General features: G+C 63.9%; 19 protein-coding genes. 10 read left to right on the top strand and 9 right to left on the bottom strand.

Going from position 1 to position 25,013, the window contains the following annotated elements; all coding sequences use genetic code 11:
- Positions 1 to 47 precede the first annotated feature (47 nt).
- From ACLEJP_RS13515 to ACLEJP_RS13505, 3 genes are read left to right on the top strand one after another with little or no spacing between them, the layout of a single operon-like run.
- A complete protein-coding gene (locus ACLEJP_RS13515; protein ID WP_440807081.1) occupies positions 48 to 1,454 on the top strand; it encodes an NAD(P)/FAD-dependent oxidoreductase in 1,407 nt (468 codons plus the stop codon).
- Positions 1,455 to 1,486: 32 nt separating this feature from the next.
- Complete coding sequence (locus tag ACLEJP_RS13510) at positions 1,487 to 1,828, top strand: cupin domain-containing protein (protein WP_440807080.1); 342 nt, start codon at positions 1,487 to 1,489, stop codon at positions 1,826 to 1,828.
- Positions 1,829 to 1,880: 52 nt separating this feature from the next.
- A complete protein-coding gene (locus ACLEJP_RS13505) occupies positions 1,881 to 2,960 on the top strand; it encodes a polyamine ABC transporter substrate-binding protein (protein WP_440807078.1) in 1,080 nt (359 codons plus the stop codon).
- Between the two features lie 129 nt (positions 2,961 to 3,089).
- Here the strand turns inward: ACLEJP_RS13505 and ACLEJP_RS13500 are convergent, their stop codons facing one another.
- The gene (locus tag ACLEJP_RS13500; protein ID WP_440807076.1) at positions 3,090 to 4,673 is read right to left on the bottom strand and encodes a peptide chain release factor 3; all 1,584 of its coding nucleotides are present in this window, start codon (positions 4,671 to 4,673) and stop codon (positions 3,090 to 3,092) included.
- A 558-nt stretch (positions 4,674 to 5,231) separates the two neighbouring features.
- Between ACLEJP_RS13500 and ACLEJP_RS13495 the strand changes: the two genes are divergently transcribed.
- From ACLEJP_RS13495 to ACLEJP_RS13480, 4 genes are read left to right on the top strand one after another with little or no spacing between them, the layout of a single operon-like run.
- Positions 5,232 to 5,945, top strand: a complete 714-nt coding sequence (locus ACLEJP_RS13495) for an ABC transporter permease (RefSeq protein ID WP_440807075.1) — start codon at positions 5,232 to 5,234, stop codon at positions 5,943 to 5,945.
- 13 nt (positions 5,946 to 5,958) lie between these two features.
- Positions 5,959 to 6,873: a glycine betaine ABC transporter substrate-binding protein gene (locus ACLEJP_RS13490; RefSeq protein WP_440807072.1), complete on the top strand. Its 915-nt coding sequence runs from the start codon at positions 5,959 to 5,961 to the stop codon at positions 6,871 to 6,873.
- On the top strand, positions 6,870 to 7,523 hold the full coding sequence (locus ACLEJP_RS13485) for an ABC transporter permease (protein WP_225780507.1): 654 nt from the start codon (positions 6,870 to 6,872) through the stop codon (positions 7,521 to 7,523). The genes ACLEJP_RS13490 and ACLEJP_RS13485 overlap by 4 nt, the downstream gene beginning before the upstream one ends.
- Positions 7,520 to 8,677, top strand: a complete 1,158-nt coding sequence (locus tag ACLEJP_RS13480; protein WP_440807071.1) for an osmoprotectant ABC transporter ATP-binding protein OsmV — start codon at positions 7,520 to 7,522, stop codon at positions 8,675 to 8,677. Before ACLEJP_RS13485 ends, ACLEJP_RS13480 begins: the two co-directional genes overlap by 4 nt.
- Before the next feature lie 85 nt (positions 8,678 to 8,762).
- Here the strand turns inward: ACLEJP_RS13480 and ACLEJP_RS13475 are convergent, their stop codons facing one another.
- From ACLEJP_RS13475 to ACLEJP_RS13465, 3 genes are all read right to left on the bottom strand, one after another.
- Positions 8,763 to 11,192 carry a TonB-dependent siderophore receptor gene (locus ACLEJP_RS13475; RefSeq protein ID WP_440807069.1) on the bottom strand — a complete coding sequence of 810 codons (2,430 nt, stop codon included), beginning with the start codon at positions 11,190 to 11,192 and terminating at the stop codon, positions 8,763 to 8,765.
- Between the two features lie 107 nt (positions 11,193 to 11,299).
- Positions 11,300 to 12,262 carry a FecR family protein gene (locus ACLEJP_RS13470; RefSeq protein ID WP_440807066.1) on the bottom strand — a complete coding sequence of 321 codons (963 nt, stop codon included), beginning with the start codon at positions 12,260 to 12,262 and terminating at the stop codon, positions 11,300 to 11,302.
- A 20-nt stretch (positions 12,263 to 12,282) separates the two neighbouring features.
- The gene (locus ACLEJP_RS13465; RefSeq protein ID WP_440807063.1) at positions 12,283 to 12,768 is read right to left on the bottom strand and encodes a sigma-70 family RNA polymerase sigma factor; all 486 of its coding nucleotides are present in this window, start codon (positions 12,766 to 12,768) and stop codon (positions 12,283 to 12,285) included.
- A 506-nt stretch (positions 12,769 to 13,274) separates the two neighbouring features.
- On the opposite strand from ACLEJP_RS13465, the gene ACLEJP_RS13460 reads away from it, so the two are divergent.
- Entirely contained in the window at positions 13,275 to 14,438 is a 1,164-nt protein-coding gene (locus tag ACLEJP_RS13460) for a type III PLP-dependent enzyme (protein WP_225780502.1), read from the top strand.
- A 75-nt stretch (positions 14,439 to 14,513) separates the two neighbouring features.
- On the opposite strand, the gene ACLEJP_RS13455 is transcribed toward ACLEJP_RS13460, so the two are convergent.
- Both ACLEJP_RS13455 and ACLEJP_RS13450 read right to left on the bottom strand, forming a co-directional pair.
- Complete coding sequence (locus tag ACLEJP_RS13455; protein ID WP_440807060.1) at positions 14,514 to 15,263, bottom strand: tetratricopeptide repeat protein; 750 nt, start codon at positions 15,261 to 15,263, stop codon at positions 14,514 to 14,516.
- 3 nt (positions 15,264 to 15,266) lie between these two features.
- Positions 15,267 to 15,947 (bottom strand): Fe2+-dependent dioxygenase, encoded by a 681-nt coding sequence (locus ACLEJP_RS13450; protein WP_440807059.1) that lies wholly within the window; start codon positions 15,945 to 15,947, stop codon positions 15,267 to 15,269.
- Between the two features lie 223 nt (positions 15,948 to 16,170).
- On the opposite strand from ACLEJP_RS13450, the gene ACLEJP_RS13445 reads away from it, so the two are divergent.
- Together ACLEJP_RS13445 and ACLEJP_RS13440 are read left to right on the top strand one after the other, a co-directional pair.
- Positions 16,171 to 18,483, top strand: coding sequence for a TonB-dependent receptor (locus ACLEJP_RS13445; RefSeq protein WP_440807056.1), 2,313 nt, complete (start codon positions 16,171 to 16,173; stop codon positions 18,481 to 18,483).
- A 160-nt stretch (positions 18,484 to 18,643) separates the two neighbouring features.
- Positions 18,644 to 21,199, top strand: a complete 2,556-nt coding sequence (locus tag ACLEJP_RS13440; protein WP_440807055.1) for a PepSY domain-containing protein — start codon at positions 18,644 to 18,646, stop codon at positions 21,197 to 21,199.
- 129 nt (positions 21,200 to 21,328) lie between these two features.
- Here the strand turns inward: ACLEJP_RS13440 and ACLEJP_RS13435 are convergent, their stop codons facing one another.
- The 3 genes from ACLEJP_RS13435 to der form a co-directional block, all read right to left on the bottom strand.
- Positions 21,329 to 22,120, bottom strand: a complete 792-nt coding sequence (locus ACLEJP_RS13435; protein WP_406820956.1) for an amidohydrolase — start codon at positions 22,118 to 22,120, stop codon at positions 21,329 to 21,331.
- Entirely contained in the window at positions 22,108 to 23,256 is a 1,149-nt protein-coding gene (locus tag ACLEJP_RS13430) for a pyridoxal phosphate-dependent aminotransferase (RefSeq protein WP_440807051.1), read from the bottom strand. Before ACLEJP_RS13430 ends, ACLEJP_RS13435 begins: the two co-directional genes overlap by 13 nt.
- A gap of 210 nt (positions 23,257 to 23,466) precedes the next feature.
- Positions 23,467 to 24,933 carry a ribosome biogenesis GTPase Der gene (gene der / locus ACLEJP_RS13425; RefSeq protein ID WP_296231713.1) on the bottom strand — a complete coding sequence of 489 codons (1,467 nt, stop codon included), beginning with the start codon at positions 24,931 to 24,933 and terminating at the stop codon, positions 23,467 to 23,469.
- Between the last annotated feature and the right edge of the window lie 80 nt (positions 24,934 to 25,013).

The following is a 25,013-nucleotide window of genomic DNA, read 5'->3' as shown; positions in this document are numbered from 1 at the left end:
CCCACTAGGATCGCCCACAGACCTTGACGGATGTGGAGCCGAACCCGATGCAAGCCCTGCGCACGCTCAGCCTGTGGATGGACCAGCTCGACGAGCCGCTGTGCGCCCGCCCGGCCCTGCGCGAAGACCTGGCAGCGGATGTGTGCATCATCGGCGCTGGCTACACCGGCCTGTGGACGGCCTATTACCTCAAGCGCCAGGCACCGCAGCTGAACATCGCGGTGATCGACGCCAATATCGCCGGCTTCGGTGCCTCGGGGCGCAATGGCGGCTGGTTGATGGGCAACCTGCTCGGTGACCACCGCCTGCTGGCCACCCTGTCACCGCAACAGCGCCGGGCCAGCATCGACCTGCTGCACGGCATCCCCGATGAAGTGCATCGCGTGTTGCAGCGTGAGGGCATCGACTGCGACTACCGCAAGGGCGGTGTGCTGTACTGCGCCGCACGTTACCCGGAACAGGAGCGCAGCCTGCGCGCCCACCTTGACAACCTGTACCGCCAGGGCATGACCGAGGATGACTATCGCTGGCTACGCCCTGAACAGCTCGATACCCAACTGCGGGTCAGCAATGCCTATGGCGCCATCTATAGCCCGCACACCGCGACCCTCCAGCCGGCCAGGCTGGTGCGTGGCCTGGCTCGGGCGGTAGAAGCGCTGGGCGTGCCGATCTACGAAAACACCCCGGCCATCGACTGGCAAGCTGGCGAGGTGCGTACCCCGCTGGCACGCATTCGCTGCCAATGGACCGTACCCGCCGTGGAAGGCTACGCGGCCAGCCTGCCGCCGCTGGGCAGACACCAGCTGCCGGTGCAAAGCCTGCTGGTGGCCACCGAGCCATTACCGGACGCCACCTGGGCACAGATCGGCCTGAGCCAGGGCCAGGCCTTCAGCGAGAACAGCCGCCAGGTCACCTACGGCCAACGCACCGCCGACAACCGGTTGGTGTTCGGTGCCCGTGGCGGTTACCGCTTCGGTGGCCGCCTGCGTGAAGACTTCAACCTGGACGAACACGAAGTCGAACTGCGCCGCTACCTGTTCAGCGAGCTGTTCCCGCAACTGCAGCACGTACGCATTACCCACACCTGGGGTGGCAACCTGGGCATGGCGCGGCGCTTTCGCCCGCACATGCTCTGCGACCGCCAGCGTGGCATCGCCCTGGCCGGTGGCTACGGTGGCGAAGGCGTCGGCGCCAGCAACCTCGGCGGGCGGACCCTGGCGGCGCTGATCCTCAATCAGCACAACGAACTGACCGGGCAACCGTGGGTGCTCGACAACCGCCCGCTGTCGAGCCTGGCCAGCTGGCCCCCCGAGCCCTGCCGCTGGCTGGGCTACAACGCCATCATCCAGAGCTTCGTCCACGAGGACCGCACCCTCGCCAACCCCGCCAGCGCGCCCTGGCGGCGGCGTCTGGCCGGCGCGCTGGCGGACTTCATGGAAGGCTTCATGCACTGATTCCCCATCACCCGACACAGGATCAACCGTTCATGAGCATCACCCAGTTCAAGAACACCGACATCGCCTTGCTCGACAGTTCCAGCCCGGTCGCGGTCCCCCTCGGCGCCCCCGTGGCTGTGACCTCGGTCACCTGTGTGACCCGCAGCGACGGCGTCGAGACCGGCATCTGGGAGTGCTCCCCCGGGCGTTGGCGTCGGCAGATCGTGCAGCAGGAGTTCTGCCATTTCATCAAGGGCCGCTGCACGTTCACCCCCGACCACGGCGAGCCGCTGCATATAGAAGCCGGAGACGCACTGATGCTACCGGCCAACAGCACCGGCACCTGGGACATCCAGGAGACGGTACGCAAGACCTACGTCCTCATCTTCTGATCCGCTGATCGCCTGCCTTCGATAACAACAGACAAAGCAAGGTAAACCCGACATGCGCACGCACCTTCTCGCCCCCCTGATGCTGGCTGCCAGCGTGGCCAGCGCCGCCGAAACGGTGAAGATCTACAACTGGTCCAGCTATGTCGCCCCCGACACGCTGAACAATTTCCAGCAGGCCAGTGGCATCGTGCCCACCTATGACGTGTACGACAGCAACGAAACCCTCGATGGCAAGTTGATGACCGGCAACTCCGGCTATGACGTGGTATTCCCTTCCAACCACTTCATGGCCCGGCAGATCCAGGGCAAGGCCCTCAAGCGCCTGGACAAGTCGCAACTGCCCGGCTGGCACAACCTCAACCCGGTGCTGCTGAAGGCACTGGAAGTCAACGACCCGGGCAACCAGTACGGCTTCCCGTACCTGTGGGGCAGTACCGGCATCGGCTACAACATCGACAAGGTCAAGGCCGTGCTTGGCGACAACGCGCCGGTGGATTCGTGGGACCTGATCTTCAAGCCCGAATACATGAGCAAGCTGAAAAGCTGCGGTGTCGCGGTGCTGGACAACGGCCCCGAACTGCTGCCGATCGCCCTGCACTACCTCGGCCTGCCGCACCACAGCCAGAACCCGGCCGATTACGACAAGGCCAAGGCGCTGCTGATGCAGGTGCGTCCGTACATCAGCTACTTCCACTCATCGAAATACACCGGTGACCTGGCCAACGGCGACATCTGCGTGGTGGTGGGCTTCTCGGGGGATGTGCTGCAGGCGAAGAACCGTGCCGAAGAGGCGAACAACGGGGTGAAGGTGGGGTATTCGATCCCCAGGGAAGGCGCGCCGATGTGGTTCGACATGGTGGCCATGCCGGCCGATGCGCCGGACGAGAAGGCTGCGTATGCCTACATGAACTACCTGCTGCAGCCGGAGGTGATGGCCAACATCAGCGACCACGTGCAGTACGCCAACGGCAACCTCAAGGCGGACGGGCTGGTGGATCCGGCGATGAAGGGTAATACGATGATTTACCCGAGCGAGGAAGTAATGGGCAAGCTGTATGCGCTGGAGGCGATGCCGGCCAAGATCGACCGCATCAGGACCCGGATCTGGACCAGTATCAAAGCCGGTAACTAAATGGGGCCGCTTTGCGGCCCTTCGCGGGCACGCCCGCTCCCACGAGGAATCACAACACCTGAAGGTTACGCGATACCTGTGGGAGCGGGCGTGCCCGCGAAGGGCTGCAAAGCAGCCCCAATTCAATACTTAATGATGCTCGCGGGTAGCGCGGAACTTGATGTCCGGCCAGCGCTCTTCCATCAGCGACAGGTTGACCCGGGTCGGCGCCAGGTAGGTCAGGTGCCCACCGCCGTCGATGGCCAGGTTTTCCATGGCCTTGTTCTGGAATTCCTCGAGCTTCTTCTTGTCATCGCAGGTGATCCAGCGGGCCGACCATACGGTGATCGGCTCGTAGGCGCACTCGACCTTGTACTCTTCCTTCAGCCGGCTGGCGACCACGTCGAACTGCAGCACGCCGACCGCACCGAGAATGATGTCGTTGCTGCGCTCGGGGAAGAACACCTGGGTCGCCCCCTCTTCGGCCAGCTGCTGCAGGCCCTGGCGCAGCTGCTTGGATTTCAGCGGGTCCTTCAGGCGCACACGGCGGAACAGTTCCGGGGCGAAGTGCGGGATGCCGGTGAAGCCCAGCGCCTCGCCTTCGGTGAAGGTGTCGCCGATCTGGATGGTGCCGTGGTTGTGCAGGCCGATGATGTCGCCGGCATAGGCCTCTTCCAGCTGCTCACGCTCGGAGGAGAAGAAGGTCAGCGCATCGCCGATGCGCAGGTCCTTGTTGATACGCACGTGGCGCATCTTCATGCCCTTCTCGTACTTGCCGGAGCAGATGCGCATGAAGGCGATGCGGTCGCGGTGTTTCGGGTCCATGTTCGCCTGGATCTTGAACACGAAACCGCTGAACTTCTCTTCCACTGGCTCCACGGTGCGCTCGTGGGCGACCCGGCTCAGCGGGCGCGGTGCCCAGTCGACCACCGCGTCGAGCACATGGTCGACACCGAAGTTGCCCAGCGCGGTACCGAAGAACACCGGGGTCAGCTGGCCATTGATGAACTCGTCCTGGTTGAACGCGTGGCAGGCGCCCTGCACCAGCTCCAGCTGTTCGACGAACGAATCGTACTGGTCGCCGAGGTGGGCGCGGGCTTCGTCCGAGTCCAGCTTCTGGATGATCTTGGCCTCGGTACGCTCATGGCCGTGGCCCGGGGTGTAGACCACGATGTAGTCGCCGGTCAGGTGGTACACGCCCTTGAAGTCGCGGTAGCAACCGATCGGCCAGGTGATCGGCGCGGCCTTGATCTTCAGTACGGCTTCGATCTCGTCGAGCAGTTCGATCGGGTCGCGGATATCACGGTCGAGCTTGTTGATGAAGCTGACGATCGGCGTGTCACGCAGGCGGCATACATCCATCAGGGCGATGGTACGCGGCTCTACACCCTTACCGCCATCGAGCACCATCAACGCCGAGTCGACCGCGGTCAGGGTGCGGTAGGTGTCTTCCGAGAAGTCTTCGTGGCCGGGGGTGTCGAGCAGGTTGATCATGTGCTCGCGGTACGGGAACTGCATCACCGAGGTGGTGATGGAGATGCCGCGCTGCTTCTCCATCTCCATCCAGTCGGAAGTGGCGTGGCGGTCGGACTTGCGCGACTTCACGGTACCGGCGACGGCAATGGCCTTGCCCATCAGCAGCAGCTTCTCGGTGATGGTGGTCTTACCGGCGTCGGGGTGGGAAATGATTGCGAAAGTGCGGCGTTTCGCGACTTCGGCGGCCTGGTTGGTCATGGGAAATCGCCTGACTGGGGGATTAAAAAGGGGCGATATCATACCCGAAGTTGGGCCCGGGACCAAAACCTGAGGAATGCGTGGTGTCTGTACCGGCCCTTTCGCGGGCACGCCCGCTCCCACAGGTACTGCACAGGCCTGCACAGCAGTGGAGATCCCTGTGGGAGCGGGCGTGCCCGCGAAGAGGCCGGCCCTGCTACTACAAATTCAACAACCAGCCGCTTATCACGACAAATGGCCAAAAGGCAGTTATTTCAACGCCTACAGCACATTAACCCGCTGCTTTTTCTCGTCAATTTTCCAACCAACCAGTGATTACCGCTGGCCAAATGCCGCCCCAAGTGGGAACCTTTACCCCCACGGAGACGTCCATGCCTCTGCAACCCGCTTCGGTTGAGGGTTGTTTTCATCAGCATTTTCGAGCCCGACGGGGTTCGGCTCATGGCCTGATCGCAGCCTTCGGCGTGCGTCACGCTGCTAATCGCGAACACACCACCCGCCGCCAGGACTGGTCGGCAACCAAGAAGTGTGCTCGCCGACTACACAAGGAGTCCGCCTGTGGCTGAACGCTACGGAAAAGGGCTGTTGGGATGGGCCACCGTGCTCGTCATCCTGGCCCTGCTGGTCCACTGGATCGGCATCGACACGATCGCCCGTTATCGCGACGATCTCGGGTTCTACCTGCAAGCGCACCTGGTACTGGTGCTGGCTTCGATGGCGGCGGCGCTGGCCGTGGGCATCCCCGCCGGCATTGCCTTGAGTCGACCGCAACGGGTCGACAAAGCCGAGCGCTTCATGCAGTTGTTCAATGTTGGCAACACCATCCCTCCCCTGGCCGTTCTGGCCATCGCGCTCAGTATCCTGGGCATCGGCGCCGGGCCTGCAATTTTCGCCCTGTTCCTCGCCTCCCTCCTGCCCATCGTGCGCAACACCTACGAGGGCCTGAAAAACGTTCCCGCCTCGCTCAAGGAAGCCGCCACCGGCATCGGCATGACCCCGCGCCAGCAACTCTGGCAGGTGGAACTGCCCAATGCCGTACCGATCATTGTCGGCGGTGTGCGCGTGGCCCTGGCGTTGAACGTGGGCACCGCACCGCTGGCCTTCCTGATCGGCGCCAACAGCCTGGGCAGCCTGATCTTCCCCGGCATCGCCCTGAACAACCAGCCACAGCTGCTGCTGGGTGCCGCCTGCACCGCGTTGCTGGCACTGGCGCTGGATGCCGCGGTGAGCTTCGCCAGCAAGCGCTGGCTGGAACGCGGCCTGGCCGGATAACGAGAGGGAACCGATGAACAAGAAAATCGCCTTGCTGCTGGGCGCGGCCCTGCTGTTCGCAGGATTTGCCCAGGCAGCGGAAAAACCGCTGATTCGCATCGGCGCGCGGGTGTTCACCGAACAGACCGTACTCGCCGAAATCACTGCGCAATACCTGCGCGCCAACGGCTTTGACGTGCGTGTCACCAGCGGTCTTGGCAGCAACATCGCGCGCCAGGCCCAGGAGACCGGCCAGCTCGACCTGATGTGGGAGTACACCGGTGTGTCGCTGGTGTCGTACAACCATGTCAACCAACGCATGCCCAGTGCGGCCGCCACCTATGCCAAGGTCAAGCAACTGGATGCGCAGAAGGGCCTGATCTGGCTGACCCCGTCGAAGTTCAGCAACACCTACGCGCTTGGCCTGCCTAGGCAGGTTGCCGAGGCCTACCCGCAGGTCAACTCGATCAGCGACCTCAACCAGGTGCTGCGCAGCGAGCGCGACAGCCACCACCTGGTGGCCCTGGACACCGAGTTCGCCAACCGCCCGGATGGCCTGGTCGGCCTGAAGGCGATGTACGACCTGCACGTGGATCGCGCCAACATTCGCCAGATGGACGCTGGCCTGGTGTACACCGCCATGCACAACAACCAGGTGTTCGCCGGCCTGGTGTACACCACCGACGGCCGCCTGAACGCGTTCAAGCTCAAGCTGCTGGAAGACGACAAGCACTACTTCCCCGACTACACCGCCGCGCCCGTGGTGCGCAAGGCAGTGCTCGACGCCAACCCGCAACTGGCCAGCCTGCTCAAGCCACTGGCCGAGCAGCTGGACGATGAAACCATGCGCCGGCTCAACGCCAAGGTCGATGTCGAGCACCAGAACCCGACCGCCGTAGCGGCAGCCTTTCTGCGCGAGCACCCACTGAACAGCGAGGGCCAGCCATGAACCTGATCGATACCTTCAGCCACCTGGACTGGGCCCAGGTGCTGCAGCTGACCTGGCAGCACATCATGCTGGTGGGCATCGCCGTCGGCCTGGCCATTCTCGTCGGCGTGCCGCTGGGCATCCTGATGACCCGCTTCCCCGCCGTCGCCGGCCCGCTGCAGGCCAGCGCCACGGTGCTGCTGACCATCCCCTCGATCGCCCTGTTCGGCCTGCTGCTGCCGTTCTACTCGAAGTTCGGCCAGGGCCTGGGGCCGCTACCGGCAATCACCGCCGTGTTCCTCTACTCGCTGCTGCCAATCCTGCGCAACACCTACCTGGCCCTGACCAACGTCGAACCTGGCATTCGCGAGGCCGCGCGCGGCATCGGCATGACCTTCGGCCAGCGCCTGCGCATGGTCGAGCTGCCGATCGCGGTGCCGGTGATCCTCGCCGGCGTGCGCACTGCCGTGGTGATGAACATCGGCGTCATGACCATTGCCGCCACCATTGGCGCTGGCGGGCTGGGGGTGCTCATCCTCACCTCCATCAGCCGCAGCGACATGTCGATGCTGCTGGTCGGCGCCGTCCTGGTCAGCCTGCTGGCGATCGTCGCCGACCTGCTCCTGCAAACCCTGCAACGTGCCCTGACTCCACAAGGACTGCGCCCATGATCGAACTGAAGAACCTCAGCAAGACCTTCAACGTCAACGGCAAGGACGTCAAAGCCGTCGACTCGGTAAGCCTTACCGTCAACGAAGGCGAGATCTGCGTGTTCCTCGGCCCCTCGGGCTGCGGCAAAAGTACCACGCTGAAAATGATCAACCGGCTGATCACGCCCACCTCTGGCCAGGTGTTCATCAATGGCGAGGACACCACCGGGCTGGACGAAGTGACCCTGCGCCGGCACATCGGCTACGTGATCCAGCAGATCGGCCTGTTCCCGAACATGACCATCGAGGAGAACATCACCGTGGTCCCGCGCCTGCTTGGCTGGGACAGGCACAAGTGCCACGAACGCGCCCGCGAGCTGATGCACATGATCAAGCTGGAGCCCAAGCAGTACCTGCAGCGCTACCCGCGCGAGCTGTCCGGCGGCCAGCAGCAGCGTATCGGCGTGATCCGTGCCTTGGCTGCCGAAGCGCCGGTGTTGTTGATGGACGAGCCGTTCGGGGCGGTCGACCCGATCAACCGCGAGATGATCCAGAACGAATTCTTCGAGATGCAGCGGGCCCTGAACAAGACCGTGATCATGGTCAGCCACGATATCGACGAAGCGATCAAGCTGGGTGACAAGATCGCCATCTTCCGCGCCGGCAAGCTGCTGCAACTGGACCACCCGGACACTTTGCTGGCCCACCCGGCGGATGAGTTCGTGAGCAACTTCGTCGGCCAGGACAGCACCCTCAAGCGTCTGCTGCTGGTGCGTGCCGAGGATGCGGCGGACAACGCGCCGTCGCTGAGCCCGGAGACGCCGGTGAGCGAGGCGCTGGAACTGCTCGATGAGCATGACCGCCGCTATGTGGTGGTGACCGACGGGCAGAACAAGGCGCTGGGCTATGTGCGCCGGCGCGACATGCATCGCCAACAGGGCAGCTGTGGCGACTTCCTGCGGCCCTTCAATGCCACGGCGTCACATGACGAGCACCTGCGTATCCTGTTGTCGCGGATGTACGAATACAACCGGGCATGGTTGCCGGTGCTGGATGCCGAGCAGGTGTTCCTGGGCGAGGTGACCCAGGAGTCGATTGCGGCGTACCTGAGCTCGGGGCGCTCGCGGGGAGCCAAGACCAGCATTGTCTCGCCGGCCGAGGCGGTAACCTCCTGAAGGGGGCGGTTGCGCCCCATCGCGTTCCGCCGCAGGAGCGGCCCAGTATCGCGATGGGCCGCAAAGCGGCCCCGGCGATCTCGGCTCAGAACCCTACACTGGCCTGCACATAGAAGGTGCGCGGTTCACCCACATAGATACCGGCATTGTTGTCACTGGAGCGGGTGAAGTACTGCTTGTCGAACAGGTTCTTCACCCCCGCCGCCAGCTTCAGGTTGGACAGCTGCGGCCCGAACGCGTAGCCGCCACGGGCATGCCAGGTCACATAACCCGGAATGTCGCCATACTGCCCGTCGGCACTCGGCTCGGTAATGTAGTCACCATTGAAGCTGCCATCGGCATTGATCCCGGTCCCCGGCGCGCGCTGCCTGGATTGCGCATAGGCATCCAGGTTCCAGGTCCAGCGGTTGATGGCATAGCGCACCCCGGCCGTGGCCACCTGGCGTGAATAGAACGGCAGGTCACGGCCTTTGAACCCGGGAATGTCCCCTTCGTAAGTCGCGCGGGTATAGGTGTAGCCACCGCTCACCGACAGCCCGTCCAGGCGCGGGTCCAGCCCGGCCAGGTCATAGCGCACCGAGGCCTCGATACCCTGGTGCTTGGTCGCCCCCAGGTTGGTCCAGCCGACGTCGTTGCTGATGTACTGCAGCTCATCATCGAAGTCGATGTAGAACGCCGTCAGCTCACCGGCAAAACCACCATTGTCATAGCGCGTACCGATTTCGTAGGTCTTGGCCTTTTCCGGCTCCAGGCCATTGGCCGTGCTGTTGCCGGTACCGCCCTGGCCCAGCTGGAAGTACTGCAGGCTGCCGAACGAAGTCTCGTAGTTGGCGAACAGCTTCCACGCATCGGAGAGGTGATACATCACGCTCAGCGCCGGCAGCGGTTCGTTGCTGGTGATGCTGCGGTTCTTCTCCGGCACCGGCTTGCCGTTGGCACCAAGCACCGGGCGGTCGCGCCAGTCGGTATTGATGTGCTCAAAGCGCAGTCCGGGGGTGATGGTCCAGTTACCCACGTCGATCTTGTCGTCGATGTAGTAGGCGCTGGCCTCGGTCCCGCCGCTGCGGTCCTGGTACACATGGCCGTCGGAGCCCGGCACGGGGGTCGGCACGTTGTCGACCAGGCCCAGGCGGGTCGACTGTTCGCGCATCGCTTCCTTCAGGTAACGGTAACCCACGCTGACTTCCTGGGTAGTGGGCCCGGCGAAGAAGATTCGCGACAGCCGCGGTTCGATGGCGAAGGTGTGGTAGTTGCGCGGGTACGAGGACAGGGTCTTCATGTCACGCGCGGCAATGGCACTGCCGCGGAAGCTGTCGGTGTAGTAGGTCAGCACTTCGAACTGGGTGGCGTCGTCGAGCTGACGTTGCCACTTGAACGACACATCCTTGCGCCGACCGGCGAAGTAGTCATAGTCGCGCAGCGACTGGTACGGGTTGCTGTCGTACTGCGCCTGGGTCAGGCCACCGGGCATGTCGGCACGGCCATCGTAGTAATGGAAGTTGAGCCAGAACTCGTCCACTTCGGTGGGCGCCCAGTGCGTCTTGAGGATGACATCATCGATGTCATTGCCATTGTTGCTTTCGCGGTAGCCGTTGCCATTCACCCCGGTGTACAGCAGCGCCACCCCCATGCCGTTGTCCGCCGTGCCGCCGACGAAGGCCGATTCGGTGTGCTTCCAGCCGCCATGCTGGGAAGTTTCCAGGGTGGTGGACAGCTCTGCCGAGGCTTTTTCCGGAATTGCCCGGGTCACGAAGTTGATCACCCCGCCGACGTTCTGCGGGCCATAACGCACGGAGCCGGCACCACGCACCACATCGATACTGTCGAGGTTGCCCGAGGAAATCGGCGCCATCGACAGCTGCGGCTGGCCATACGGTGCGAAAGCGGCCGGGATGCCATCGATCAGTACCGTGGAGCGCGGCGACAGCCGCGAAGTCAGGCCACGCACCCCGACGTTCAGCGACAGGTCGCTGCCGCCGGTGCCATTGGAGTCCTGCACCTGTACCCCCGGGATGCCGCGCAGCACATCGCGTACGTTCATCGCGCCCTTCTCCACCATCGCTTCGCGGCGCACCACGGTACGCGCGCCAGGGTGGTTCTGCACCACGCTCTGCTGGGCATCGCCCAGCCAGTCACCGACCACCTTGATGTCGGTGGGCGCCAGCTCCAGGCTGCCGCTGGTGAGCGTGCCATCGGCCTGGGCCGGCTTGACCACCACGGTGCCCTGGGACATTTCGTAGGTGAGGCCGCTGCCCTGCAGCAACTGCTGCAGCGCCTGCTCCGGCGCCAGCTGGCCGGACACCGCCGGCGCCTGCTTGCCGGCCACCAGCTCGGGGCTGAAGAACAGTTGCAGGTTGGTCTGCTGACCCAGCTGGTTCAGCGCCGAAGCCAACGGTTGTGCCTGGATCTGGATGGTGCTGCCAGTTTCTGCGGCCTGGCTGCCGACGGCCACGGCAGAGACCGCCAGGGTCAGTGCCAGGGCGCGCAAGCGTGGGAAGGGCTTGTTATTGTTCACGTCGTCGAAACTTCCTGGAATACGGATAAACGCCAACCGCACGCAAATGGAAATGCTTGGCAGTTGCAGCTGGCGGGGAAGACGAACGAGCGGAAAAAAACCTGAATCTATTTCGCGATTATTTCGCTGGAGCCATCGGCATTGGCCTTGATGGCCACCGGCAGGATGCTCGGCAAGGCGCGCAGCAAGGCGTCGCTGTCGTCGGTGCGGAACGTGCTTGACAGGCGCAGCTGGGCAAGCTTACCGGGAGCGACCCGCAGTGGCTGGCTGCGGTAGCGCGAAGCTTCCGCCACCACTTCGGCCAGGGTGGCGTTGTCGAACACCAGCTTGCCCTGGCGCCAGGCTGTCAGCGCGGCGGCATTCACCGCATAGGGTGCAGCCACCTGGCCCTGGGCGTCGATGTGCGAGCCCTGGCCAGCGGTAAGCTGCGCCAGCGAAGCGCCCTTGCCCTGCACGCGCACCGCACCCTGCTCCACCGCCACGCGGGTACTGGCCGTGTCCTGACGGACGTCGAAACGGGTACCGGTGACCGTCACGCGGCCTTGGGCAGTGTCGACCACGAACGGCCTGGCACTGTCGTGGGCGACGCTGAACATCACCTCGCCCGCCATCAGTTGCACATGACGCTGGCCCGCACTGAATGCGACCCGCACCTGCGTGCTGCCGTTGAGCTCAAGGTGCGAACCATCCGGCAACTCGACCTGGCGGCGTTCGTTGAAGGCAGTCTGCAAGCTGCCGTGGTGATTCAGCTGCTGGTACTGCCAGCCGCCCCAGCCCAGCCCCACCGCCATTGCGCCCAGCGTGGCGGCCAAAGCCACGCGCAGCAGGCGTCGCCGTGGCAGCTGGGTTAGCGGGGCCGGCCGGGCCAGCGCTTCCAGGCGCTGGCGGGGGATGAAATCGGCAGCCTGCCACAGCCGGGCGAGTTGCTCGTACTCTTCCCGGTGCCGCCTGTCACCCTCCAGCCATGCCTGCAACTGCGCCTGCAGCCCGGCATCCCGAGGCGCATCCTGCACGCGGGCGAACCATGCCGCCGCCTGCTCGCGGACGGTTTCGCTACCGTGCTGTTCCATCGAAAAGGTCTCCTGACTCATCATGCCGACACATCCAGGTGCTCACGCAGATGCCGGAGCGTGCGAATCATATACTTTTCGACCATGTTCTTGCTCAACCCCATGCGCGCGGCGATCTCCGCCTGGGTGCGGCCCTCCAGCTTCTGCCAGATGAACACCTGGCGGCAGTTCAGCGGTAGCTCGGCCAACGCCCGCTCGACGCTGTCAGCCAGTTCCAGGGCGTGCACGTAGGCTTCGGGGTCGCCACTGCCGGCCGGGCTTTCGTCGAAGGCTTGCAGCTCCAGGGCCTGGCGCCGGTCCTCGCGACGGAAACCATCCACGGCAATGTTGCGTGCGGTCTGGTGCAGGTAGGCGCGTGGCTGCTCGACCTGTTGGCCCGGGCTTTCCAGGACCCGGACGAAGGCATCGTGGGCGAGGTCCTCGGCTTGCTGACGACTGCGCAGCTTGCGCGTCCAGGTGCCGATCAGCTCATGGTAATGGTCGAGAAAGCCTTTGGGTCCGGACACGGTCGAGGGTCATCAGGGAGGCGGACAAGGGTGCGAATAGTAATGTTTCTCATCAAAACCGGCAAATCCGTCAGTCGGTAACAAAAAATTTATCGGCTTTTTCAGGCACGTGCGTGCCAGGCATCTGTGGCCATAAATATGAACACCTGACGCCCCTCCCGGGCATGCCCGCTGCCGCAGGAATCGCGCGATGCCTGTGCCAGCGGGCATGCCCGCGAACAGGCCAACTCGGCCTATTCCAGAATTTTTTACGCTTGAAACACGCAGGGGAACATCAGCCGGCCACACGAGTCGGTTATTCAAATGGCTGGTCGTCGATCCGCGTCGATCAGGCCCGGATTGCCTGTTGATTCTGCATTCTTCACGCCCTAAAGTGCGCGCCGAACGTCCATGCTGGAAACGATCCATCCGGCTCAAGTACTGAGTAGGCGAACCAAAGTGGGGATACGGAGGACGTTCAGTTTGCAGCCACTTAATCTTTCAGTTTGCCCATGGAGTCCCTGAGCATGTCGATCCAGGTCGAAGACTATTTCGCGCGTGACACTTTCCAGAAGATGAAGGCGTTCGCCGACAAGCAGGAAACCCCGTTCGTACTCATCGATACCCAGATGATCAGCCAGGCCTATGACGACCTGCGCGCCGGCTTCGAGTTCGCCAAGGTGTACTACGCGGTCAAGGCCAACCCGGCCGTCGAGATCATCGACCTGCTCAAGGATAAAGGTTCGAGCTTCGACATCGCCTCGATCTACGAGCTGGACAAGGTCATGGGCCGCGGTGTCAGCGCCGACCGCATCAGCTACGGCAACACCATCAAGAAGTCCAAGGACATCCGCTATTTCTACGAGAAGGGCGTGCGCCTGTATGCCACCGACTCGGAAGCCGACCTGCGCAATATCGCCAAGGCCGCACCGGGTTCGAAAGTGTACGTGCGTATCCTGACCGAAGGTTCGACCACTGCCGACTGGCCGCTGTCGCGCAAGTTCGGCTGCCAGACCGACATGGCCATGGACCTGCTGATCCTCGCCCGCGACCTGGGCCTGGTGCCGTATGGCATCTCCTTCCACGTGGGCTCGCAGCAGCGTGACATCAGCGTGTGGGACGCCGCCATCGCCAAGGTCAAGGTGATCTTCGAGCGCCTGAAGGAAGAAGACGGCATCGAGCTGAAGCTGATCAACATGGGTGGCGGCTTCCCGGCCAACTACATCACCCGTACCAACAGCCTGGAAACCTACGCCGAAGAGATCATCCGCTTCCTCAAGGAAGACTTCGGTGACGACCTGCCGGAAATCATCCTCGAGCCGGGCCGTTCGCTGATCGCCAACGCCGGGATCCTGGTCAGCGAAGTGGTGCTGGTGGCACGCAAGTCGCGCACCGCCGTCGAGCGCTGGATCTATACCGACGTGGGCAAGTTCTCCGGCCTGATCGAAACCATGGACGAGTCCATCAAGTTCCCGATCTGGACCGAGAAGAAAGGCGAAACCGAAGAAGTGGTCATTGCCGGCCCGACCTGCGATAGCGCCGACATCATGTACGAGCACTACAAGTACGGCCTGCCGCTGAACCTGGCAATCGGTGACCGCCTGTACTGGCTGTCGACCGGCGCCTATACCACCAGCTACAGCGCAGTGGAATTCAACGGCTTCCCGCCGCTGAAGGCGTACTACCTGTAATGCACAACGGGGCCGCGAGGCCCCGTTTTCATTTGCGCACTCCTGCGCCGACGCCAGGGCCGGCCCAGCCACAGCTCAGTTGCCGCGCCGCTCGATCTCTTCGGCATAGCGCGCCGCAAAAGCCATCAGCAGCGGCCCCGCGCCCTGCAAGGTCGCCAGCGCACTGCGCAGGAAGTTCATGTTCCCCTCGACCCGAGCCTGCTCCAGCCAACGCCCGGCCTCGACCATCTGCCCACGTTCGACCAGCACCAGGCCCAGGCTGAACATGCCGCGGAAGTCGCCCGCCTCGGCCGAACGCCGATACCAGCGCACCGCCCGCGCCGGGCTGGGCGCAGTGGCAATGCCCTGTTCAAGATAGCGCCCGTACAGGTTCATCGACTTGGCATGCCCAAGCTGCGCCGCCTTTTCGTAGCACATCAGCGCCTGCGCCTGGTTGGCCGCTACGCCACGGCCAGTGGCCAGCAGGTTGCCCAGGTTGTAGAGCCCCCAGTCCAGTCCCGCATCGGCTGCCCGGGCATAGTGGATGGCAGCCTGCGCAAGGTCTATGCGGCCACCCCAGCCATGCTCCAGGCACCGCCCCAGCATGTTGTGCGCCATGGCGCTGCCGCCCTGGGCGGCAATGCCGAACCAGCGCCGGGCCACGCCGGCATCTGCTTCGATGCCGCGCCCGTCGAGCAGGATCTGCCCCAGCAGCAACTGGGCTTCGACCACACCCTGCCCCGCCGCCGCCAGGATCGCCTGGGCGGCCTTGCCAGGACGCTCTTCGAGCATGGCCTGCAACCCGGCCACATCCAGTACTTCCTCACGTCGCAACGGGTAGGACACGCTTCAGACCTCCGCCCAGCGGCGCAGCAGGTTGTGGTAGGTGCCGGTCAGTTGCAGCAAAGCAGGATGGTCCGGCACATCGGCAGTCAGTTGCTGGATGGCATTGTCCATCTCGAACAGCAAGGCGCGCTGGCTGTCCTCGCGGACCAGGCTCTGGGTCCAGAAGAACGCGGCAAAGCGCTGGCCACGGGTCACCGGGTTGACCTTGTGCAGGCTGGTGCCCGGGTACAGCACCAGGTCACCGGCGGCCAGCTTGACCTGCTGCTCGCCATAGGTGTCCTGGATCACCAGCTCGCCACCGTCGTAGCTGCCCGGGTCGCTGAGGAACAACGTCGACGACAGGTCGGTGCGCACCCGCTCCGGGCTGCCCTTGGGCTGGCGCAGGGCATTGTCGATGTGGAAGCCGAAGTTGCCGCCCTCGCGGTAGCAGTTGACCAGCGGCGGGAACACCTTGTGCGGCAAGGCCGCCGACATGAAACGCGGGTTTTTCCACAGGCGCTCGATCAGCGCAGTGCCGATCTCCTTGGCCAGCGGGTGGCCTTCCGGCAGTTGCAGGTTGTGCTTGGCCTTGGCCGACTGGTAGCCAGCGGTGATCTTGCCGTCCGCCCAGTCGGCCTGCTCCAGCGCCTCGCGGATACGGGCCAGTTCATCGGCATCGAACAGGCCAGGGATGTGAAGCAGCATGGCGGCAGCACCGTTGGGAAAAGAACAGGCAACAATGATATTGATTCCCTTTTGCGCTTCACAAGCCCCATGCGCTACCCAGGACGCTTCATCCGGATGAAACCGTGAAGGTAAATTGTAAAGTTTGTAAATTATTCGCGAATGGTAACTGCTCTCAATTGAGAGTCCAAATTGCTTACATTAAGATCCGCGGCCTTGACACCTTGGGGAAAGGTCCTAAGCAATGCGCCAGTCCGTACCATCTGCAGTCAGTTCACCACGCCTGATCGCTTCCGCCATCGGCGTTGCCCTCAGCGCCTCGACGGCCTACGCCGCCGACCCGGCCGCCGGCAATGCGATCACCCTGGACGCCACCAGCATCAATGGCAAGGCCGAACAGGCCAGCACCGACTACAAGGTCGAGAAGGCCTCCTCGCAGAAGTACACCGCGCCGTTGGTAGACACCCCGCGCTCGGTCACCGTGATCCCGCAGCAAGTGATCAAGGACACCAACGCCCTGACCCTGCAGGATGCCCTGCGCACCGTCCCGGGTATCACCTTCGGCGCTGGGGAAGGCGGCAACCCGCAAGGTGACCGCCCGTTCATCCGCGGTTTCGATGCCCAGGGCGACACTTACCTGGACGGCGTCCGCGACACCGGCGCGCAAACCCGTGAAATCTTCGCCATCGAATCGGTGGAAGTGGCCAAGGGCCCGAACTCGGCCGTCGGTGGCCGCGGCGCCGCAGGCGGCACCATCAACCTGGTAAGCAAGCGCGCGCACCTGGGCAACTCGCTGGACGGCGCCTGGACCTGGGGCAGCGACCAGACCCAGCGCTACACCTTCGATGGCAACTACCAGTTCAGCGACAGCGCTGCCGGGCGCCTGAACCTGATGACCCACGAGAGCAACGTCGCTGGCCGCGACAAGGTCAACTACGACCGTTGGGGTATCGCCCCGTCGCTGGCCTTCGGCCTGGGCACGCCGACCCGCGTCAACCTCGACTACTATCACCTGGAAAGCGACGACCTGCCGGATTCGGGCATTCCCTACACCATCCCGAGCGGTGGCAGCAACGCACGCACCTCGGCGCACCCAAGCAAGCCGTATGACGGCGGCGACAGCGACAACTTCTACGGCCTGACCGGTCGCGACTTCCGCAAGACCCGCGTGGACATCGCCACCTTTGCCATCGAGCACGACCTGAGCGATGCGCTGACCATCAAGAACACCTTCCGTCACGGCAACAGCATGCAGGACTACATCCTGACCCAGCCTGACGACAGCAAGGGCAACGTCAACAATGGCAGCGTCTGGCGCCGCGCCAACACCCGCGTTGGCAATACCGCCACGACCACCAACCAGACCGATCTGTTTGGTGAGTTCTACCTGGGCGGCATGAAGAACAGCTTCTCCACCGGTATCGAATTGAGCCGCGAAGAAAGCGATCGTGAAACTTACGACGTCGACACCGACACCGTCGCCGGTGGCGCAGCCAACACCAACTGCACCCCAGGCATGATCGGTGCTACCAGCGGCTACAACTGTACCTCGCTGAGCAACCCGAACCCGGATGACCCATGGAACGGCGCGATCTCGCGCAACTATGCCGGCACCAACACCAAGAGCAACACCCGGGCCATCTACGTCTTCGATACCCTGGAGCTGTCGCCACAGTGGCTGCTGAACATGGGCCTGCGCTACGACCACTTCGATACCCAATACCGTGGCTACAACGCCGACGGCAGTACTGCGGTAAGTACCAAGGGCATTGTCTCCAAGGGCAAGGACACCAGTGAGTTCGTCACCGGCCAGCTGGGCCTGGTATGGAAACCGGCCGACAACGGCAGCATCTACGTCTCCTACGCCACCTCCGCCACCCCGCCAGGGGCATACCTCGGGGAAGGCATGGAAGGCAACCCGCTGGGCAACACCACCGATCGCAGCGGCAACCTGCTGAGCAGCGACATGGAGCCGGAAGAAACCACCAACTACGAAATCGGTACCAAGTGGGACCTGCTCAACGAGCGTCTGTCCCTGGCAGCCGCCTTGTTCCGTACCGAGAAGGAAAACGCCCGCGTGCAGGTGGACACCACCACCTACGAGAACGTCGGCGAAACCCGCGTGCAGGGCATCGAACTGTCGGCCAGCGGCAAGCTCACCGACAAGTGGCAGGTGTTCGCCGGCTACACCTACATGGAGGCCCGCCAGGTCGATGGCGGACCGATGGGCAAGGCCAACGACGGCAACCAGTTGCCAAACACGCCGAACAACAGCGCCAGCCTGTGGACCACCTACGCCATCACGCCGAAGCTGACCATCGGTGGCGGTGCCTTCTACATGGACGAGGTGTACGGCAGCGTGGCCAACACCACCATGGTCGACAGCTATGTGCGCTACGACGCCATGGCCGCCTACAAGCTGACCAAAAACGTGGACCTGCAACTGAACGTGCAGAACCTGACCAACGAGGTGTACTACGACAAGGCCTTCTCCACCCATTTCGCCAACCAGGCGGCCGGGCGGACTGCACTGTTGACCACCAGCGTGCACTTCTGATGGCCGGCCTGGGTTGATCCACCCGCGAACAGGCCGGCCCAGGCACCAGCGACCCGCAACACATCCCCGCCCCGTTCACGCCCTGTGAGCGGGGCGTTCGCGTATCGATCAAGGCATACTGCACGCCGCGCGGTAAGCGGCAGGAATACAAGGTGATCACGTGGTGAAGAAGACGCTGTTCCAATTGCACTGGTTCTTTGGCATCACCGCTGGCCTGGTGCTGGCCTTGATGGGCATTACCGGGGCCTTGTATTCGTTTCAGGATGAACTGCTGCGTGCCGTCAATGCCGATGTGCTCAAGGTAGAAGTACGCGCCGAAGGCGTGCTGCCGCCGGCCGAGCTGGTACGGCGGGTCGAGGCCCAGCAACACGACAAGGTGGCGATGCTGTGGGTTGACGTGCGCGACGGCAATGCCGCACGGATCTTCTTCACGCCGCCACCGGGCGAGCGCCGTGGCCAGCTGCGCTATGCCGACCCCTACACCGGTGAACTCCAGGGTGAAGCAGCCGGCCAAGGCTTCTTCAACCTCATGCTCAACCTGCACCGCTTTCTGGCCATGGGCGACACGGGCCGGCAGATTACCGGTGCCTGCACCTTGATGCTGGTGTTCTTCTGCCTCTCCGGCCTGTATCTGCGCTGGCCGCGCAAGGCGCTGGACTGGCGCGCCTGGCTGACCTTCGACTGGGCCAAGACGGGCCGCGCGTTCAACTGGGACCTGCATGCCGTGGCCGGCACCTGGTGCCTGCTGTTCTACCTGCTGTTCGCCCTGACCGGGCTGTTCTGGTCCTACGAGTGGTACCGCGAAGGCCTGAACCGGCTGCTGGCCGACGCGCCAGCCAGCGGCCAGCAGCAGAAACGCGGCGAAGGCCGTGGTCGCCACGGCCCGCAGCACATCGACAAGAACGCCCCACCGCTGGTGGTCGACTATGACGCGATCTGGGCCAACCTGAAGGACGCTGCCGGCCCTGGTCTGGCCATGTACAACCTGCGCCTGCCACCCGTGGGCGGCCAGCCAGCCAACCTGTTCTACCTGCTGGAAAACGCCGACCATCCGCGAGCCTTCAACACCCTGGTACTGGACCCGGCCAGCGGCCAGGTGAAATCCCATGACCGCTACGCCGACAAGTCCTTCAAGGCGCAACTGCTGCAAAGCGTCTACGCACTGCATGTCGGCGAATACTTCGGCCTGCCGGGGCGCATCATCGTCACGCTCGCCAGCCTGAGCATGCCGCTGTTCTTCGTCACTGGCTGGCTGCTGTACCTCGACCGCCGTCGCAAGAAGCGCCAGGTACGCGCCGCACGGGGCAAGGTCACCGACAGCCACGGCAGTGGTGACAGCTGGCTGATCGGTTTCGCCAGCCAGAGCGGCCTGGCCGAGCAGCTGGCCTGGCAGAGCGCCGGTCAGTTGCAGGCAGCCGGCCTGCCGGTGCAGGTACGCGCCCTGGCCGAACTGAGTGAACGCGACCTGCGCCAGGCGCGCCGTGCGCTGTTCGTGGTCAGTACCTTCGGTGACGGCGAAGCCCCCGACAGCGCCCGCGTCTTCGAACGCAAGGTGCTCGGCCAGCCGTGGGCACTGGACAACCTCAGCTATGCCCTGCTCGCCCTCGGCGATCGCCAGTACCCGCACTTCTGCGGCTTCGCCCGGCGCCTGCAGGCCTGGCTGGGTGAGCGCGGAGCCAGCAGCGCATTCAGTCCGGTGGAAGTGGACAACGCCGACCAGGCTGCCCTGCTGCAGTGGCAACAGGAACTGGCGCAACTGACTGGCGCCCAGCCGGTGGCCGCCTGGCAGCCGCCGAGCTTTGCCAACTGGTCACTGGTACGCCGCGAACGGCTCAACCCGGGCAGTCAGGGCCAACCGGTGTACCTGCTCGGCCTGCAGCCGCAACAGCCCGCCAGCTGGGAAGCCGGCGACCTGGTGGAAATCCTGCCGCTCAATGGCCAGCCGCGGATCGACGCCTTCCTCGCTGGCATGGCACTCGACCCCCAGGCCAAGGTGCAGGTGAACGGCCTGACTGAAGCGCTCGCCCAGGCCTTGGCCGGTCGGCAGTTGCCAGCGCGGCGCGAGCACCTGATCGGCTTGCAGCCGCAAGCGCTGGTCGATGCACTGGTGCCGATCGGCAGCCGCGAGTACTCGATCGCCTCGATCGCCAGCGATGGCCTGCTGGAGTTGATCGTGCGCCAGGAGCGCCACGCCGATGGCCAATTGGGCCTGGGCTCCGGCTGGCTGACCGAGTACTTGCCGCTGGACGGCATGCTGAGCCTTCGGGTGCGGCGTAACAGCAGCTTCCACCTGCCGGAAACGGCGGCACCGCTGGTGCTGATCGGTAACGGCACCGGCCTGGCCGGCCTGCGCAGCCTGATGCGCGCGCGGGTGAATGCTGGCATGCAGCGCAACTGGCTGCTGTTTGGCGAACGCAACCGGGCGCACGACCTGTTGTGTGGCGAGGAACTGCAAGGCTGGCTGGCAAGCGGCGACCTGGCGCGCCTGGACCTGGCGTTTTCGCGGGACCAGGCCGAGAAGGTGTATGTGCAGGATGTGCTGTTGCAACAGGCCGAAGAATTCAAGCGTTGGGTGCAGGACGGGGCCTGTGTGTATGTCTGCGGCAGCCTGCAAGGGATGGCGGCGGGGGTGGATGCGGCGCTCAACGGTATCCTTGGGGAAGCCGCTGTGCAGCGGCTGATCGAGGACGGGCGCTATCGGCGGGATGTGTACTGATCGGAAACTGATGTGACCAGCACCGGCCTCTTCGCGGGTAAACCCGCTCCCACAGGGCCCTCACAGATTTTGAATACTGTGCGGTACCTGTGGGAGCGGGTTTACCCGCGAAGAGGCCGATACCGGCAGTCAGTGCAGTTCGAAGGTGTCAGCATCCAGGTTGGCCGGGAACTTGGCCCGGTAGGCCGCCAGTTCCGCCGCGCTCAACACGGCGGTGAACACCCCGTCCGCCTCGCCGGCACTGAGCAGGCTCTCGCCCTGGAAGTCCAGCACCTGGCTGTCGCCTGAATAGGCAAAGCCCTTGCCATCGGTGCCTACCCGATTCACTGCCGCCACATAGCACAGGTTCTCGATGCCCCGGGCCGGCAACAGGCGGTTCCAGTGCTGGCGCCGCGCAGCCGGCCAGTTGGCGGTATACAGCAGCAGGTCGGTGTCCTGGGCATCGCGGCTCCACACCGGGAAGCGCAGGTCGTAGCAGATCAGCGGGCGAATCCGCCAGCCTTTGAGCTCGAACTGCACCTGGCGCTCGCCCGGGGTGTAATGCTTGTGCTCACCGGCCATGCGGAACAGATGGCGCTTGTCGTAGTGCAGGATCTCGCCATCCGGCCGTGCCCACAGCAGCCGGTTACGGTGGCTGCCATCGGCGGCCTGGATGATCACGCTGCCGGTGACAACCGCGTTGCACTTCTTCGCCTGGGCCTTCAACCATTTGTAGGTCGGGCCGTTCTCAGGCTCGCACAGGCTCTCGGACTGCATCGAGAAACCGGTGGTGAACATTTCCGGCAGAATCACCAGGTCCACCTCGCCGACCTGCGCCAGCAGCTCCTCGAAGTGCGCATGGTTGGCTTCGCGGTCGTGCCAGGCCAGGGTGGTTTGCACCAGGGCGACTTTCAGGTTGGGCAGTGTGCTCAGATCGCGCATAGTCTTTCCGCTGCCTGACGCAGCGTCTCCTCTCGTTTGGCAAAGCACAGGCGGACCAGGCGTTGCTCGGGGATGGGCTGCTGGTAGAACACCGACACCGGGATGCTCGCCACACCGTGCTCACGGGTCAGCCACAGTGCCATGTCGACATCGTTCAGGTCCGGGCGGATCTGCGAATAGTCCACCAGCTGGAAATAGGTGCCCGCCGTGCGGGTGAAACGAAACCGCGAGCCGTCCAGCAAACCGCAGAACAGGTCGCGCTTGGCCTGGTAGAAGGCCGGCAATTGATCGATATGCTCGGGGTGCTCGGCCATGAACTCGGCCAAGGCGCACTGCAGCGGCGTCACCCCGCAGAAGTTGACGTACTGGTGCACCTTGCGCAGCTCGGCACTCAGCGCCGGCGGCGCGATCACATAACCGGTCTTCCAGCCGGTAACGTGATAGGTCTTGCCGAACGAGCTGACCACGAAAGCGCGCGAGTACAGCTGCTCATGGGCCAGTACGCTGGCATGGCGCACACCGTCATAGACCAGGTGTTCGTACACTTCATCGCTGACCAGGTAGATATCGCGGCCGGCGATCAGCTGCGCCAGCTGGTCCAGGTCTGCGCGGCTGATCAGCGCACCGCTGGGGTTGTGCGGCGAATTGAGGATGACCATGCGCGTGCGCGGGCTGAGCGCGTCGGCAAACTGTTGCCAGTCGATACGGAAGTCGCCATCGCTAAGACGCACATGCACGCAACGGCCACCGGCCAGTTCAACGGACGGCTCGTAGCTGTCGTAGCACGGGTCGAAGACGATCACCTCGTCGCCCGCGTGGACCAGCGCCTGGATGGCACAGAAGATCGCCTCGGTGGCGCCAGGCGTGATGGTCACTTCCTGGTCGGCATCCACCTGTGCACCGTATAGCCGCGCGACCTTCGCCGCCACCTGCTGGCGCAAGGCCGGCAGGCCGGTCATCGGCGAGTACTGGTTATGCCCGGCAGCCACATGCCGGCCCACTGCATCGAGCAGCGCCTGCGGGCCGTTGAAGTCGGGGAAGCCTTGCGACAGGTTGAGCGCGCCGGTCTGTGCGGCGAGCTGGGACATGCTGGTGAAGATGGTCGTGCCGACGTTCGGCAGTTTGCTGCGGATCATGAAGCCCTCTTTCCTGGGGTGTATCCGGCACGGGTTGGAGTCCGAGCATAGCGGATCGAGCGGTCAGGAAAAAGGTTGAAACGCTGGGGGCATTGCGCTGGGTCAAAGGGCGATTCGCGGGCTTGCCCGCTCCCACAGGTACTGCACGTAGCTCAAGGGTCGTACCGTATCTGTGGGAGCGGGCAAGCCCGCGAAGAAGCTGACGCGAAATCAGCGTTTCTTGTCGCGACGCTTCTTCTCGGCCTTCTTGTGGTGCGACATCAGGCGGCGTTTCTTGTTGACCTGACGATCGGTGAGGGTGTTCTTCTTGCCCTCGTACGGGTTCTCACCGCCCTTGTATTCGATGCGAATCGGCGTACCGACCAGTTTCAGCACCCGGCGGTAGGTGTTTTCCAGGTAACGCGAGTACGACTTCGGAATCTTGTCGGTCTGGTTACCGTGGATCACGATCAACGGCGGGTTGGCACCACCGAGGTGGGCATAGCGCAGCTTGATGCGGCGGCCATTGACCAGCGGCGGCTGGTGCTCGCTCACGGCATCCTCGAGGATCTGCGTCAGGCGGCTGGTCGGCCAACGGGTCACGGCCGACTTGAACGCAGCCTGTACCGACTTGTACAGGTGGCCCACGCCAGTACCGTGCAGGGCGGAGATGAAGTGAATGTCGGCGAAGTCGACGAAGAACAGCCGGCGCTCCAGCTCGGTCTTCACGTAGTCGCGTTCGCCCGGCTCCATGCCGTCCCACTTGTTCAGGGCGATGACAATGGCGCGGCCGGCTTCCAGGGCGAAGCCCAGCAGGTTCAGGTCGTGGTCCACCACGCCTTCGCGGGCGTCCATGACGAAGATCACCACGTTGGCGTCCTTGATCGCCTGCAGCGTCTTCACCACCGAGAACTTCTCGACTTCCTCGTGGATCTTGCCGCGCTTGCGCACGCCGGCGGTGTCGATGAAGGTGTACTTCTCGTCATCGCGCTCGAACGGGATGTAGATACTGTCGCGGGTGGTGCCCGGCTGGTCGTACACCACCACGCGCTCTTCGCCGAGCATGCGGTTGACCAGGGTCGACTTGCCTACGTTGGGGCGGCCGATGATGGCGATCTTGATGCCGTCCTTCTCACTCGGGCCAGGGATGCGCACCGCTTCTTCGCCTTCGGCGACTTCGGCGTCCAGCGCCTCCTCGACCTGGTCGCGTGGCAGGTGGCCGAGCACGGCCTCCATCAACGCATTGATGCCACGGCCCTGGGAGCCCGCCACCGGAATGGCATTGCCCATGCCCAGCGGCGAGAACTCGGCGCGGGCAACGTCGGCATCAATGTTGTCGATCTTGTTGGCAACCAGGATCGCTTCCTTGTTCCGCTTGCGCAGGTGCTCGGCGATCATCTGGTCAGCGGCGGTCATGCCGGCACGGGCATCGACCAGGAACAGCACATAGTCGGCTTCTTCGATGGCCATGAGCGACTGCTCGGCCATTTTCTCGTCCATGCCCACTTCGTCACCGGTAATACCGCCGGTGTCGATCAGGATGAAGGAACGACCCTGCCAGGTGGCATCACCGTACTGGCGGTCACGGGTCAGGCCCGACAGGTCACCGACGATGGCATCGCGGGTCTTGGTCAGGCGGTTGAACATGGTGGATTTGCCGACGTTCGGACGGCCCACCAGGGCGATTACGGGAACCATTCGGCTCTCCACTCTTGAATTCTTGAAAATGCAAAGGCCGCTGCAAGGCAGCGGCCGGAGTTCGGGCGGCGTGTCCTACG

The sequence above is a fragment of the Pseudomonas sp. SMV7 genome, assembly GCF_052041995.1.
In the GTDB taxonomy this organism is placed as follows: domain Bacteria; phylum Pseudomonadota; class Gammaproteobacteria; order Pseudomonadales; family Pseudomonadaceae; genus Aquipseudomonas.
The sequence above is the reverse complement of the archived record's forward strand: the minus strand, read 5'-3'. Positions and strand labels throughout refer to the sequence as shown.

What these genes read in the sequence shown, in the direction of transcription:
- ACLEJP_RS13500 (WP_440807076.1), bottom strand. Translation starts at nt 4,673, where the DNA reads ATGACCAACCAGGCCGCCGAAGTCGCGAAACGCCGCACTTTCGCAATC.
- ACLEJP_RS13480 (WP_440807071.1), top strand. Translation starts at nt 7,520, where the DNA reads ATGATCGAACTGAAGAACCTCAGCAAGACCTTCAACGTCAACGGCAAG.
- ACLEJP_RS13450 (WP_440807059.1), bottom strand. Translation starts at nt 15,947, where the DNA reads ATGCTGCTTCACATCCCTGGCCTGTTCGATGCCGATGAACTGGCCCGT.
- ACLEJP_RS13470 (WP_440807066.1), bottom strand. Translation starts at nt 12,262, where the DNA reads ATGGAACAGCACGGTAGCGAAACCGTCCGCGAGCAGGCGGCGGCATGG.
- ACLEJP_RS13505 (WP_440807078.1), top strand. Translation starts at nt 1,881, where the DNA reads ATGCGCACGCACCTTCTCGCCCCCCTGATGCTGGCTGCCAGCGTGGCC.
- ACLEJP_RS13485 (WP_225780507.1), top strand. Translation starts at nt 6,870, where the DNA reads ATGAACCTGATCGATACCTTCAGCCACCTGGACTGGGCCCAGGTGCTG.
- der (WP_296231713.1), bottom strand. Translation starts at nt 24,933, where the DNA reads ATGGTTCCCGTAATCGCCCTGGTGGGCCGTCCGAACGTCGGCAAATCC.
- ACLEJP_RS13460 (WP_225780502.1), top strand. Translation starts at nt 13,275, where the DNA reads ATGTCGATCCAGGTCGAAGACTATTTCGCGCGTGACACTTTCCAGAAG.
- ACLEJP_RS13430 (WP_440807051.1), bottom strand. Translation starts at nt 23,256, where the DNA reads ATGATCCGCAGCAAACTGCCGAACGTCGGCACGACCATCTTCACCAGC.
- ACLEJP_RS13490 (WP_440807072.1), top strand. Translation starts at nt 5,959, where the DNA reads ATGAACAAGAAAATCGCCTTGCTGCTGGGCGCGGCCCTGCTGTTCGCA.
- ACLEJP_RS13510 (WP_440807080.1), top strand. Translation starts at nt 1,487, where the DNA reads ATGAGCATCACCCAGTTCAAGAACACCGACATCGCCTTGCTCGACAGT.
- ACLEJP_RS13445 (WP_440807056.1), top strand. Translation starts at nt 16,171, where the DNA reads ATGCGCCAGTCCGTACCATCTGCAGTCAGTTCACCACGCCTGATCGCT.
- ACLEJP_RS13515 (WP_440807081.1), top strand. Translation starts at nt 48, where the DNA reads ATGCAAGCCCTGCGCACGCTCAGCCTGTGGATGGACCAGCTCGACGAG.
- ACLEJP_RS13435 (WP_406820956.1), bottom strand. Translation starts at nt 22,120, where the DNA reads ATGCGCGATCTGAGCACACTGCCCAACCTGAAAGTCGCCCTGGTGCAA.